The sequence below is a fragment of the Modestobacter lapidis genome (assembly GCF_054780755.1).
The window spans coordinates 58,428-72,229 of the sequence record NZ_BAAGVS010000001.1; the positions used below are offsets into that span (position 1 = coordinate 58,428).

The window sequence follows — 13,802 nt, forward strand, 5'->3', positions numbered from 1 at the left end:
CACTGACCGGGTGACCGCGCTGCATCCTCCGGCCCCTGACGTCCGCGACCTGCCCGCGCGTCCGGCGTGGCCGGACGCGACCGGGCACTTCGGTCCCTACGGCGGCCGGTTCGTGCCCGAGGCCCTGATCGCCGCGCTCGACGAGCTGACCGAGGCGTACGAGGCCATGCGGGTCGACCCGGGGTTCCTCGAGGAGTTCGCGCGCCTGCAGCGCGACTACACCGGCCGGCCGAGCCCGCTCACCGACGTCCCGAGGTTCGCCGAGCACTGCGGCGGCGCCCGGGTCCTGCTCAAGCGCGAGGACCTCAACCACACCGGCTCCCACAAGATCAACAATGTGCTGGGCCAGGCGCTGCTCACCCAGCGGATCGGCAAGACCCGGGTCATCGCCGAGACCGGCGCGGGGCAGCACGGCGTCGCGACCGCCACCGCGGCGGCGCTGATGGGTCTGTCCTGCACCGTCTACATGGGCGAGGAGGACACCCGCCGGCAGGCGCTCAACGTGGCCCGGATGCGGTTGCTGGGTGCCGAGGTCGTTCCGGTCACCACCGGGTCGCGCACCCTCAAGGACGCGATCAACGAGGCCTTCCGCGACTGGGTCACCAACGTGGAGACGACCAACTACGTATTCGGCACCGTCGCCGGCCCGCACCCCTTCCCGGCGATGGTCCGCGACTTCCAGCGGGTGATCGGCGACGAGGCCCGCGAGCAGGTGCTCGAGCGGACCGGCCGGCTGCCCGACGCCGTGCTGGCCTGCGTCGGCGGCGGCTCGAACGCCATCGGAATCTTCACCGCCTTCGTCCCCGACGACGGCGTCCGGCTGGTCGGCCTGGAGGCCGGCGGGGACGGCGTGGCCACCGGGCGGCACGCGGCCAGCATCACCGGCGGCGACCCGGGCGTGCTGCACGGCGCCCGCTCGTACCTGCTGCAGGACGCCAACGGCCAGACCATCGAGTCGCACTCGATCTCCGCCGGCCTCGACTACCCCGGGGTGGGGCCCGAGCACTCCTACCTGCACGACCTCGGCCGGGCCGAGTACCGGCCGGTGACCGACAGCGAGGCCATGGAGGCCTTCGCGCTGCTGTGCCGCACCGAGGGCATCATCCCGGCCATCGAGTCCGCGCACGCCCTGGCCGGGGCGGTGCAGGTCGGGCGTGAGCTCGCCGGGCGGGTGGGGGAGGGCCCAGCGGTGCTGCTGGTCAACCTCTCCGGCCGCGGCGACAAGGACGTGGAGACCGCCAGCGCGTGGTTCGGGCTGGGCGACCGGGAGCAGGTCGACCCGGGGCCGGGGATGGACACCGACCAGCAGCCCACCGAGGGCGCGGTCAGCAACGACGACGCCACCGCCGGCCAGGACTCCGGAGACCTCGCATGAGCCGAGGCATGCTGCAGACCCGCATCGCTGCGGCGAGGACCGAGGGCCGGGCGGCGCTCATCGCCTACCTGCCGGTCGGCTACCCCGACGTGGACGCCTCGATCGAGGCGATGACCGCCGCCGTGGACGGCGGCGCCGACATCGTCGAGGTCGGGGTGCCCTACTCCGACCCGGGGATGGACGGGCCCACCATCCAGGAGGCCGTGGACGTCGCCGTGCGCGCCGGGGTGGGCATGCGGGACGTGCTGCGCGCGGTCGAGGCCGTCGCCGCCGCCGGTGCGGTGCCGGTGGTCATGAGCTACTGGAACCCCGTCGAGCGCTACGGCGTCGACCGGTTCGCCGACGACCTGGCCGCCGCCGGGGGAGCGGGGGCGATCACTCCCGACCTCATCCCCGACGAGGCGGGCCCGTGGCTGGCCGCCACCGACCGCACCGGCCTGGACCGGGTCTTCCTGGTCGCGCCGTCCTCGACCGACGCCCGGCTGGCCTCGACCACCGCCGCCTGCCGCGGCTTCGTCTACGCCGCCTCGGCGATGGGCGTGACCGGCACCCGGGCGGCCGTCGGCGACGCCGCCGGGCGGCTGGTCGCCCGCACGCGCACGGTGACCGACCTGCCGGTCTGCGTCGGGCTGGGCGTCTCCGACGGCGACCAGGCCGCCGAGGTCGCCGGCTTCGCCGACGGCGTCATCGTCGGCTCGGCTTACGTCCGGGCCCTGCTCGACGGCGGCGGCGCGGCCGCGGTCCGCGCGCTCTCCGCCGACCTGGCCGCCGGGGTGCGGCGGCGCGTGGGGAAGCCCGCATGACGGTCCTCGCGGCGATCCCGAGCCCCACCCAGGGCGTGTGGGAACTGGGCCCCTTCCCGCTGCGGGCCTACGCGCTGTGCATCATCGCCGGGATCATCGTGGCGTGCTGGATCGGCGAGCGCCGGTGGGTGGCCCGCGGCGGGGCCCCCGGCGAGATGCTCGACATCGCGGTCTGGGCGGTGCCCTTCGGGATCGTCGGCGGCCGGATCTACCACGTGCTCACCACCCCCGACCCGTACTTCGGCGAAGGCGGCGACCCGCTCAAGGCCTTCGCCATCTGGGAGGGCGGCCTGGGCATCTGGGGGGCCATCGCGCTCGGCGGGGTCGGTGCCTGGATCGCCTGCCGCCGCCGCGGCATCCCGCTGCCCGCCTACGCCGACGCCATCGCCCCGGGCATCGTCGTCGCCCAGGCCATCGGTCGGCTGGGCAACTGGTTCAACAACGAGCTCTACGGCCGGGCCACCGACCTCCCCTGGGCGCTGACCATCTACGAGTGGCTGCCCTCCGCCGGCCGGGCGGCCACCGACGGCGACGGCCAGGCCATCGTCCAGGGCACCTACCACCCGACCTTCCTGTACGAGCTGCTGTGGAACCTCGGCGTCGCGGTCCTCGTGGTCTGGGCCGACCGGCGCTTCCGGCTCTCCCACGGGCGGGCCTTCGCGCTCTACGTCGCCGCCTATTGCGCCGGCCGGCTGTGGATCGAGCTGCTGCGCATCGACGCGGCCGAGCGCATCCTCGGCGTCCGCATCAACGTGATCACCTCGGTCGTCGTCGGCCTGCTGGCCGTGGCCTACCTGATCTGGCAGCGCGGTCGTCCCCGTGAGGTGATCACCCGCGGTGCGGCGGCCCGGGCGGGGCAGGGCCCGTCGACCGGCGCAGCTCCCGCGGACACCGCTGTCCTGGCCGGCGACGACGTCCCGGCCGGCGACGACCCCCCGGCCGGCTCCGACGACGGCCGGGATCCGGGCCACCGGCGGCCCCCGGCGGACTGAGCCACCAGCCCCGCCGCGGCCGGTCTGCGGCACCGGGCCGCGGGGGGCCGGACGAGAGACGTTCACGACATCCGCCGGACATGTCGCGGAAGCGATGTGTCTGTGTACGCTCATCGCGGCCGACCAGTGATCCTGGGCCGGCCGGCGACGTCGGACCGGGCCAGTGACGCCCCGCGCACGACCAGCCCCGCGGCCACCCGAACGCCGGGGTGCGCGGGACCCAGCCGGGGCGGACCCACCGTGTCCCCGCCGGCCCTGCCCTGCCCCACCCGTCCGACCTCATCGGGTCCCGTACCGCCCTGCACCGCTCTGACCACCCGGCGGGGCTCATGCCCCCCGCACCAGCGCCCTCCACGGCCCCTCCCCGGGTGCCGTGCGCAGGAGACGCCGCGGCCAGCCGACGACGGGAGTGACATGTCCGACCTCTCCGCCCCCGCCACTGCGCCCGCCTTCTCGGCGCTGCCCGCTGCCTCCGGTCTCTACGACCCGGCCGCGGAGCACGACGCCTGCGGCGTGGCCTTCGTCGCCGACGCCCGGGGCCGCCGGTCGCGGACCGTCGTGGCAGCCGGGCTCACCGCCCTGCACAACCTCGACCACCGCGGTGCGGCCGGCTCCGAGCCCAACTCCGGTGACGGCGCGGGCATCCTCACCCAGGTCCCCGACGGCCTGCTGCGGGCCAGCGTCGACTTCGACCTGCCGCCGCTGGGCGAGTACGCCGTCGGCATCGCCTTCCTGCCGGCCGACACCGCGGAGCGGGCCGGCGTCGTCGACGCCGTGTCCCGGGTCGCGGCCGAGGAGGGGCTGACGGTCCTGGGCTGGCGGGAGCTGCCGGTCGACCCGGACGGCGCCGACCTCGGCCCGACCGCCCGCGCGGTGATGCCGCACTTCGCCCAGCTGTTCGTCGCCGAGACCATCGGCGCCCGCGCCGACGCCGCGGCCTTCGGCGGGACCGCCGCCCACCACGGGGTCACCCGGCTGGAGCGGCGGGCCTTCGTGCTGCGCAAGCGGGCCGAGCGGGCCGCCCGCGAGGTGGGCAGCAACTGCTACGTGGTGTCGCTGTCCTCCCGGACGATCACCTACAAGGGCATGCTGACCACCGACCAGCTGCCCGCCTTCTTCCCCGACCTGCGTGACGAGCGGTACGAGTCGGCCATCGCGCTGGTCCACAGCCGGTTCTCGACCAACACGTTCCCGAGCTGGCCGCTGGCCCACCCGTTCCGGTTCATCGCCCACAACGGCGAGATCAACACCATCAAGGGCAACCGCAACCGCATGCGGGCCCGCGAGGCGCGGATCGACACCACGCTGTTCGACGGTCCCGCCGGGCCGGCCAGCGAGCTCGGCATCGACCGGATCTTCCCGGTGACCGCCAGCGACTTCAGCGACTCGGCGACCTTCGACGAGGTGCTCGAGCTGCTGCACCTGTCCGGCCGCTCGCTGCCGCACGCGGTGCTGATGATGATCCCCGAGGCCTGGGAGAACCACGACGAGATGGACCCGGCCCGCCGGGCCTTCTACCGGTTCCACTCCTCGATCATGGAGCCCTGGGACGGCCCGGCCTGCGTGGCGTTCACCGACGGCACCCTGATCGGCGCGGTGCTCGACCGCAACGGCCTGCGGCCGGGCCGCTGGTGGCGGACCAAGGACGACCTGGTCGTGCTCGCCAGCGAGGCCGGCGTGCTGGACATCCCGGCGGGTGACGTCGTCGCGAAGGGCCGGCTGCAGCCGGGCCGGATGTTCCTGGTCGACACCGCGCAGGGCCGGATCGTCTCCGACGAGGACGTCAAGGGCGCCCTCGCCGCCGAGCACCCCTACGAGGACTGGCTGCACGCCGGGCTCGTGCACCTGCCCACGCTCCCCGCCCGCCGTCGCTCGCGGCCCAGCCACGAGTCCGTCGTCCGCAGGCAGATGCTCTTCGGCTACACCGAGGAGGAGCTGCGGGTGCTGCTCACCCCGATGGCGTCGGCCGGCGCCGAGCCGATCGGCTCGATGGGCACCGACACCCCGGTGGCGGCGCTGTCGGACCGCTCCCGGCAGCTCTACGACTACTTCGGGCAGCTGTTCGCCCAGGTGACCAACCCACCGCTGGACGCCATCCGCGAGGAGCTGGTGACCAGCCTGGGCCGCACCTTCGGGCCCGAGCAGAACCTGCTGGAGGCGACCCCGGCCTCCTGCCGCCAGGTGTTCCTGCCCTACCCGGTGATCGACAACGACGAGCTGGCCAAGATCCTGCACATCGACGACGACGGCGACCTGCCCGGTTTCGCCGCCGTCCGGATCACCGGTCACTTCGACGTCACCGGCGGCGGCCCCGCGCTCGCCCGGGCGATCGAGGAGCTGCGCACCAAGGTCAGCAAGGCCATCGCGGCCGGCGCCCGGATCATCGTGCTCTCCGACCGCGACTGCGACGAGAAGCGCGCCCCGATCCCGTCGCTGCTGATGACCGCCGCCGTCCACCACCACCTGGTGCGCGAGCGCACCCGGATGCAGGTCGGCCTGGTGCTCGAGTCCGGCGACTGCCGGGAGGTGCACCACGTCGCGCTGCTGCTCGGCTACGGCGCCGCCGCGGTCAACCCCTACCTGGCCTTCGAGTCCATCGAGGACCTCATCCGGGACGGCTCGCTCACCGGTGTCCAGCCCGCCCAGGCCGTGCGCAACATGGTCAAGGCGCTGGGCAAGGGCGTGCTGAAGGTGATGAGCAAGATGGGCATCAGCACCGTCGGCTCGTACACGATGGCCCAGATCTTCGAGGCCGTCGGTCTCTCCCAGGACCTGGTCGACGAGTACTTCACCGGTACCTCGGCCCCCCTGGGCGGCGTCGGCATCGACGTGCTCGCCGAGGAGGTGGCCATGCGCCACCGCCGGGCCTACCCGCAGAACCCGGCCGAGCGGGCGCACCGCCGGCTGGAGACCGGCGGGGAGTACCAGTGGCGCCGCGAGGGCGAGGTGCACCTGTTCAACCCGGAGACCGTGTTCCTGCTCCAGCACGCCACCCGCTCCCGGCAGTACGACGTGTTCAGGAAGTACACCGACACCGTCGACGCGCTGTCCGCCGACGCGGCGACCCTGCGCGGCCTGTTCTCCTTCAGGACCGGTGACCGGCCGCCGGTGCCGCTGGCCGAGGTGGAGCCGGTCAGCGAGATCGTCAAGCGCTTCCAGACCGGGGCGATGAGCTACGGCTCGATCTCCCAGGAGGCGCACGAGACGCTCGCGATCGCGATGAACCGGCTCGGCGGCAAGTCGAACACCGGTGAGGGCGGCGAGGACCCCGACCGGTTCGCCCGGGACGAGAACGGCGATCTGCGGCGCTCGGCCATCAAGCAGGTGGCCAGCGGCCGGTTCGGGGTCACCAGCGAGTACCTGGTCAACGCCGACGACATCCAGATCAAGATGGCCCAGGGCGCCAAGCCCGGTGAGGGCGGGCAGCTGCCCGGCGGCAAGGTCTACCCGTGGGTCGCCCGCACCCGGCACTCCACGCCCGGGGTCGGCCTGATCAGCCCGCCGCCGCACCACGACATCTACTCCATCGAGGACCTCAAGCAGCTCATCCACGACCTCAAGAACGCGAACAGCGAGGCGCGGATCAACGTCAAGCTCGTGGCCGAGGTCGGGGTGGGCACGGTCGCGGCCGGGGTCAGCAAGGCCCACGCCGACGTCGTCCTGATCTCCGGGCACGACGGCGGCACCGGCGCCGCGCCGCTGACCTCGCTGAAGCACGCCGGTTCGCCCTGGGAGCTCGGCCTGGCCGAGACCCAGCAGACGCTGCTGGCCAACGGGCTGCGCGACCGGATCACCGTGCAGGTCGACGGCCAGCTCAAGACCGGCCGGGACGTCGTCGTGGCCGCGCTGCTGGGCGCCGAGGAGTTCGGCTTCGCCACCGCGCCATTGGTGGTCAGCGGGTGCGTCATGATGCGCGTCTGCCACCTGGACACCTGCCCGGTCGGCGTGGCGACGCAGAACCCGGAGCTGCGCAAGCGCTTCACCGGCCAGCCGGAGTTCGTGGTGACGTTCTTCGAGTTCCTGGCCGAGCAGGTCCGCGAGTACCTGGCCGAGCTCGGCTTCCGCTCGATCGACGAGGCCGTCGGCCACGCGGAGGTGCTCGAGACCCGGGTCGCCGTCGACCACTGGAAGGCCCGCGGTCTGGACCTGGCCAAGATGCTGGTCGTGCCCACGCTGCCCGAGGGCGCCCCGCGGCACCGGGTGCGCGCGCAGGACCACGGCCTGGACGTGGCCCTGGACCAGACGCTGATCCAGCTCTGCGAGGGCGCGCTGCTCGACGCCCGACCGGTCAGCCTGCAGCTGCCGGTGCGCAACGTGAACCGCACCGTGGGGACGATGCTGGGCTCGATGGTCACCCGCCGCTTCGGCGGCGAGGGCCTCCCCGACGGCACCATCGACCTCAGCTTCGAGGGGTCGGCCGGTCAGTCGTTCGGGGCCTTCCTGTCGCGCGGCATCACCATGAGGCTGTTCGGTGACGCGAACGACTACGTCGGCAAGGGCCTGTCCGGCGGCCGGATCGTCGTCCGCCCGGCCCGCGAGGCCACCTTCGCCGCCGAGGACGCCGTCATCGCGGGCAACGTCATCGGCTACGGCGCCACCGCCGGCGAGGTCTTCCTCCGCGGCCGGGTCGGCGAGCGGTTCTGCGTGCGCAACTCCGGCGCGCTGGCCGTCGTCGAGGGCGTGGGCGACCACGCCCTGGAGTACATGACCGGTGGTTCCGCGGTCATCCTGGGCCCGACCGGCCGCAACGTCGCGGCCGGCATGTCCGGCGGCATCGGCTACGTGCTCGACCTGGCCCGGCACCGGGTCAACGGCGACATGGTGGAGATCGAGGCCCTGGACACGGAGTCCTCGCAGTGGCTGCGCGACGTGCTGGTGCGTTACCAGCGCGACACCGGGTCGACCGTGGCCGCCGCGCTGCTGGCCGACTGGGGCCGCTGGGCCGACCGGTTCAGCGTGATCATGCCGCGCGACTACCGTCGCGCGATGGAGGCAAGGCGCGCCGCGGAGGCCGCCGGCTACGACGTCGACCGAGCCGTCATGGAGGCAGCACGTGGCTGACAGCACGGGGTTCCTGAAGTTCGAACGCAAGTCCCCGCCGCGCCGGCCGGTCGACCTGCGCCTGCTGGACTGGAAGGACGTCTACCTGGACCGGGAGACCGGCGAGGACGCCGTCTTCCCGGTCGCGGCGGTGCGCGAGCAGGCCGCCCGTTGCATGGACTGCGGCATTCCGTTCTGCCACCACGGCTGCCCGCTGGGCAACCTCATCCCGGAGTGGAACGACCTCGCCCGCCGGGACGACTGGCGCGAGGCCATCGAGCGGCTGCACGCGACGAACAACTTCCCCGAGTTCACCGGCAAGCTGTGCCCGGCGCCGTGTGAGGGCGCCTGCGTGCTGAACCTGCAGGAGTCGCCGGTCACGATCAAGCAGATCGAGTTCGAGATCATCGATCAGGCGTTCGCCAAGGGCTGGGTCACCCCGCAGCCCCCGCAGGAGCTGACCGGCAAGAAGGTCGCCGTCGTCGGCTCGGGACCGGCCGGGCTGGCCGCCGCCCAGCAGCTGACCCGCGCCGGGCACGAGGTGACCGTGTACGAGCGGGCCGACCGGATCGGTGGGCTGCTCCGCTACGGCATCCCCGAGTTCAAGATGGAGAAGCGCTACGTCGACCGGCGCCTGGACCAGATGCGCGCCGAGGGCACCCGGTTCGTCTCCGGCGTCGAGGTCGGTGGCCCCGGTGAGCACGACCTCCCGGTCGAGCAGCTGCGGTCGGACTTCGACGCCGTGGTGCTCGCCGGCGGGGCGACCACCGGCCGCGACCTGACCGTCCCGGGCCGGGAGCTGGGCGGCATCCACCTGGCCATGGAGTTCCTGCCCTACGGCAACCTGCAGGCCCTCGGCGAGCTCGACGAGCCGCCGATCAACGCCGCCGGCAAGCACGTCGTCATCATCGGCGGCGGTGACACCGGCGCCGACTGCCTGGGCACCTCGCACCGTCAGGGGGCGGCCTCGGTCGCGCAGCTGGAGATCATGCCCCAGCCCCCGGGCACCCGTGGGCAGACCAACCCGTGGCCGACCTACCCGCTGGTCCTGCGCGTCTCCAGCGCCCACGAGGAGGGCGGGGAGCGGCTGTACTCCATCAACACCGAGCGCTTCCTGGGTCATGAGGACGGCAACGTCCGCGCGCTGCTGGTGCACGACGTGGAGATGGTCGACGGACGCTTCCAGAAGGTCGAGGGCACCGACCGGGAGCTCCCCGCCGACCTGGTGCTGCTGGCCATGGGCTTCACCGGCGCCCAGCGGGCCGGCCTCGTCGACACCCTGGGCGTGGACGTCGACGGGCGGGGCAACGTCGTCCGCGACAGCGAGTTCATGTCCACCGTGCCCGGCGTCTTCGTCACTGGGGACATGGGCCGCGGCCAGTCGCTCATCGTCTGGGCCATCGCCGAGGGCCGCGCCGCCGCGGGAGCGGTGGACGACTGGCTCACCGGCGACTCGGCGCTGCCCCGCCCCGTCACCCCCTCCGCCGTTCCGCTCCGCTGACCCCCGACCGATAGGTTCCCACCATGTCTCGCCGCGCCAAGATCGTCTGCACGTTGGGGCCGGCGACCGGCACCCAGGAGCAGATCACCGCCCTGGTCGAGTCCGGGATGGACGTCGCCCGGCTCAACTTCAGCCACGGCAAGCACGCCGACCACGCGGCCGCCTACCGCATGGTCCGGGAGGCCTCGGACAAGGTCGGCCGCGCCGTTGCGGTGCTCGCCGACCTGCAGGGCCCGAAGATCCGGCTCGGCACGTTCGCCGACGGCCCGGTCACCTGGGCCGCCGGCAGCCGGGTCTGCATCACCGTGGAGGACGTGCAGGGCACCCACGACCGGGTCTCCACCACCTACAAGGACCTCGCCAACGACGTCCGCGTCGGTGACCGGCTGCTGATCGACGACGGCAAGCTCGCGCTCACCGTGGTCGAGGTCGAGGGCCCCGACGTGTGGTGCCTGGTGCTCGAGGGCGGACCGGTGTCCAACAACAAGGGCCTGTCGCTGCCCGGGGTCGCCGTCAGCGTCCCGGCGCTGTCGGAGAAGGACGCCGAGGACCTCCGCTTCGCGCTGTCGCTGTCGGTCGACTTCGTGGCGCTGTCGTTCGTGCGCTCGCCCCGCGACGCCGATCTGGTGCGCGAGATCATGCGCCAGGAGGACGTCGAGGTACCGATCATCGCCAAGCTGGAGAAGCCCGAGGCGGTGGACAACCTCGACGCGATCGTGGAGGCCTTCGACGGCATCATGGTCGCCCGCGGCGACCTGGGCGTGGAGCTGCCGCTGGAGCGGGTCCCGCTGGTGCAGAAGCGCGCCGTGCAGGCCGCGCGGGAGCGCAACAAGCCGGTGATCGTCGCCACCCAGATGCTGGAGTCGATGATCGAGGCCTCCCGGCCGACCCGGGCCGAGGCCTCCGACGTCGCCAACGCCGTGCTCGACGGTGCGGACGCGGTGATGCTGTCGGGGGAGACCTCGGTGGGGAAGTTCCCGATCGCCGCGGTGCGTACGATGGACCGGATCATCGACGCCGTCGAGTCCGACGGCATCCGCACTCCGCAGCTGCTGCGGGTGTCCTCGTCCCGGTCGGGCGCAATCGTGCGCGCGGCCAAGGACATCGGTGAGTCGATGAGCGTGTCCGCGCTGGCGGCCTTCACGCTGACCGGGAACACCGCCCAGCGGCTGGCGGCGCTGCACACCCGGCTGCCGATCCTCGCCTTCACCACCGACCCCCGGGTGCGTAGCCGGCTGGCCCTGTCCTGGGGCGTCGAGACGTTCCTGGTGCCCACCGTCACCCACACCGACGACATGGTGGGCCAGGTCGACTTCTCGCTGCTGTCGATCGGCCGGCTGAAGGAGGGCGACCGGGTGGTCATCGTCGCCGGCAGCCCGCCCAACACCGAGGGCTCCACCAACCTGGTGCGCGTGCACGAGGTGGGGGCCGACGCGTGATGATGCGGGAGGGCCGGCCGGCCGACCGCCCGGGGGCGACGCCGGCGTCGGATCTCATGGAGGTGCTGGCGCTCCAGCCGCGGGGGGAGGACCGCTTCGTCGGCATGACGCCGCCGACCCCGCTGCAGCGGATCTTCGGCGGGCAGGTCGCCGGGCAGGCGCTGATGGCGGCGATCGCCACCGTGCCGGCCGACCGGCCCGTGCACTCGCTGCACTCCTACTTCCTGCGGCCCGGTGACACGCAGGAGGAGATCCGCTTCGAGGTGGAGCGGCTGCGCGAGGGCCGGTCGTTCAGCACCCGGCGGGTGCTGGCGAGGCAGACCCGCAAGGGCGAGGACGTCGCCATCTTCGCGTTGACCGCGGACTTCCACGCCGGCGAGCGACCGGTGGTCGAGCACTCCCTGCCGATGCCCGACGTCCCCGGCCCCGAGTCGCTGCCCGGACTCGAGGAGGTGGCGGCCGCGCACCCGGCCATGGTGCAGGGCCTGCGGGCGCTGGCCCGGGCGGTCGAGCAGCGGTACCTGTCCGACCCGTTCGACCCCACGCCCCGGCACCCCCCGGACACCGTCTCCCGGGTCTGGTTCCGGGTGACCGGGACACTGCCGGAGGCCGAGGCCGTGCACGCGGCCGCACTGACCTTCGTCAGCGACCTCACGTTGCTGTCGGCCGGGGTGGCCCGGGTCGGTGGCGGGCTGGGCGGTTCGATCGTCGGTGCCAGCCTCGACCACGCCGTGTGGTTCCACCGGCCGGTCCGTGCCGACGAGTGGTTCCTCTACGAGACCGACAGCCCGTCGGCCTCCAGCGGGCGGGCCATGTGCCTGGGCAACGTCTGGGCGGCGGACGGCACGCACGTGGCCACCGTCGCCCAGGAGGGGCTCATCCGGTCACTCGACGGCTGACCGTGTCGGCGTCGGTCCCGGCTCGAGGTCTGCTTGCGCCGCGGCCTGCTCGGCGGTTTCGTCCTGCGCCGCCGGGGTCTCGAGGGTCGGGATCTCGACGCCCGGGCTGTCGTCGGCCGGGGTGTCGTCGGTCGCCGGTTCCGCGGAGACATCGGCCGCTGCCCGTGCCGCTGCCGCTGCCGCCGCGGCCTCGTCGCGCGCGCGCTGCTCCGCCGCGCGGCGCTCCTGCGCCTGCTCCTCGAAGTCGTTGGCCAGCCAGTCGTGGGCGCCGCGGAGCAGCTCCCACAACCGCTCGACGTGCGCGCGGGTGGTGGTGGGGGTGCCGATCGCCACGCGCAGGACCACTTCGCCGGAGATGGTCGTGTGGGTGAGGAAGACCTCGCCGCCGTCATTGAGCCGCTCGAGCAGGGTCATGGTCGCGACGTCGCCGTCGACGCCCGCTGCCCAGCGCGGCTTGAGGCAGACCAGGGACAGCGGGTGCGGGGCCACGACGTCGAAGCGATCATCCGCGGCCGCCCAGCCGGCCAGTTCCTGGGCCAGGGCGACGCCGCTGCGCACGTGCTCGCGCAGCCCCTCCGCGCCGTACCAGCGCAGCACGAACCACAGCTTCAGCGAGCGGAACCGGCGGCCGAGCTCGATCTGCCAGTCGCGGTAGTCCACCACGGCACCGGCGTCGGTGGCGGCGTTGCGCAGGTACTCCGGCAGGATCGCCAGCGCGCCGGTCAGTGCGGCCCGGTCGGCGACGTAGAACAGCGTCGCGTCGAATCCGGTGAGCAGCCACTTGTGGGCGTCGGTCGTGTAGCTGTCGGCCCACTCGACGCCGGCCTGCAGCGGCCGCAGCTCCGGGGCGACGGCACTGATCCCGGCGTAGGCGGCGTCCACGTGCAGCCACACGCCGTACCGCTGGCAGATCGGGCCCAGCTCGGCCAGCGGGTCGATCGCCGTGGTGGACGTCGTCCCGACGGTGGCGCACACCATCACCGGGGTGAGCCCGCGCGCCACGTCGCGCTCCAGCCGGGCGGCCAGCGCGGCCGGCCGCATCGCCAGGTCGCCGTCGACCTCCACGATCCGCACCGCGTCGCTGCCCAGCCCGGCGATCCGGACGGCCTTCTCCATCGACGAGTGGGTCTCCGCCGAGACGTAGACGGTGTAGTCGTCGGGCTGCACCCCCGCGCGCACGGTGGCGCCGCGGCTGGCCCGGTGCAGGGCCGCCAGCAGGGCGACCAGGTTCGCCCCCGAGCTGGAGTCCTGGACGACGCCACCACCGCTGCCCGTGGACCTGAACGCGGCGGGCAGGCCGAGCAGGTCGGCGAGCCAGTCCAGCACGTGCTGCTCGAGCTCGGTGGCCGCCGGACTGGTCACCCAGGACATGCCCTGCACGCCGAGCCCGGCCGACACCAGGTCGCCGAGCACCGAGGGGCCGGACGTGTTGGCCGGGAAGTAGCCGAAGAAGCCGGGGTGCTGCCAGTGGGTGACGCCGGGCAGCACCACCCGGTCGAGGTCGGCCAGCACGGCGGAGAACGGCTCACCCTGCTCCGGAGCGGCGTCGGGCAGCGCGGCGCGCACGTCACCGGGGGAGACCTGCGAGCGGACGGGCAACGACCCGATCCGCGACCAGTAGTCGGCGATCCAGTCGACCACCTCGTGTCCGTGCTGGCGGAACTGGTCGGGTGTCATGTGTCCGGTCACCCCGTCACCGTATTGACCGTCAGGTCCGGTCGTGAGGAGTGGGGGCCGGAGGCCTCCAGCGATG

At 73.4% G+C, this 13,802-nt stretch carries 8 protein-coding genes; 7 read left to right on the plus strand and 1 reads right to left on the minus strand.

Annotation, left to right across the window (positions count from 1 at the left end; all coding sequences use genetic code 11):
* The first annotated feature begins 10 nt into the window (after positions 1–10).
* From trpB to ACYVG5_RS00295, 7 genes are all read left to right on the plus strand, one after another.
* Entirely contained in the window at positions 11–1,375 is a 1,365-nt protein-coding gene (trpB, locus tag ACYVG5_RS00265) for a tryptophan synthase subunit beta (RefSeq protein ID WP_460682873.1), read from the plus strand.
* Positions 1,372–2,178 (plus strand): tryptophan synthase subunit alpha, encoded by an 807-nt coding sequence (trpA, locus tag ACYVG5_RS00270; RefSeq protein WP_222044929.1) that lies wholly within the window; start codon positions 1,372–1,374, stop codon positions 2,176–2,178. Before trpB ends, trpA begins: the two co-directional genes overlap by 4 nt.
* Positions 2,175–3,170 (plus strand): prolipoprotein diacylglyceryl transferase, encoded by a 996-nt coding sequence (gene lgt / locus ACYVG5_RS00275; RefSeq protein ID WP_222044932.1) that lies wholly within the window; start codon positions 2,175–2,177, stop codon positions 3,168–3,170. The genes trpA and lgt overlap by 4 nt, the downstream gene beginning before the upstream one ends.
* A gap of 414 nt (positions 3,171–3,584) precedes the next feature.
* Complete coding sequence (gene gltB, locus ACYVG5_RS00280; RefSeq protein ID WP_222044936.1) at positions 3,585–8,231, plus strand: glutamate synthase large subunit; 4,647 nt, start codon at positions 3,585–3,587, stop codon at positions 8,229–8,231.
* Complete coding sequence (locus ACYVG5_RS00285; RefSeq protein WP_222044938.1) at positions 8,224–9,711, plus strand: glutamate synthase subunit beta; 1,488 nt, start codon at positions 8,224–8,226, stop codon at positions 9,709–9,711. Before gltB ends, ACYVG5_RS00285 begins: the two co-directional genes overlap by 8 nt.
* A gap of 23 nt (positions 9,712–9,734) precedes the next feature.
* Positions 9,735–11,150, plus strand: coding sequence for a pyruvate kinase (gene pyk, locus ACYVG5_RS00290; RefSeq protein WP_222044940.1), 1,416 nt, complete (start codon positions 9,735–9,737; stop codon positions 11,148–11,150).
* The gene (locus ACYVG5_RS00295) at positions 11,150–12,049 is read left to right on the plus strand and encodes an acyl-CoA thioesterase (RefSeq protein ID WP_246629550.1); all 900 of its coding nucleotides are present in this window, start codon (positions 11,150–11,152) and stop codon (positions 12,047–12,049) included. Before pyk ends, ACYVG5_RS00295 begins: the two co-directional genes overlap by 1 nt.
* Here ACYVG5_RS00295 and ACYVG5_RS00300 read toward each other — a convergent pair.
* Positions 12,035–13,738 carry a pyridoxal-dependent decarboxylase gene (locus ACYVG5_RS00300; protein ID WP_460682874.1) on the minus strand — a complete coding sequence of 568 codons (1,704 nt, stop codon included), beginning with the start codon at positions 13,736–13,738 and terminating at the stop codon, positions 12,035–12,037. The two genes, ACYVG5_RS00295 and ACYVG5_RS00300, sit on opposite strands and share 15 nt — an antisense overlap.
* Positions 13,739–13,802: the final 64 nt, after the last annotated feature.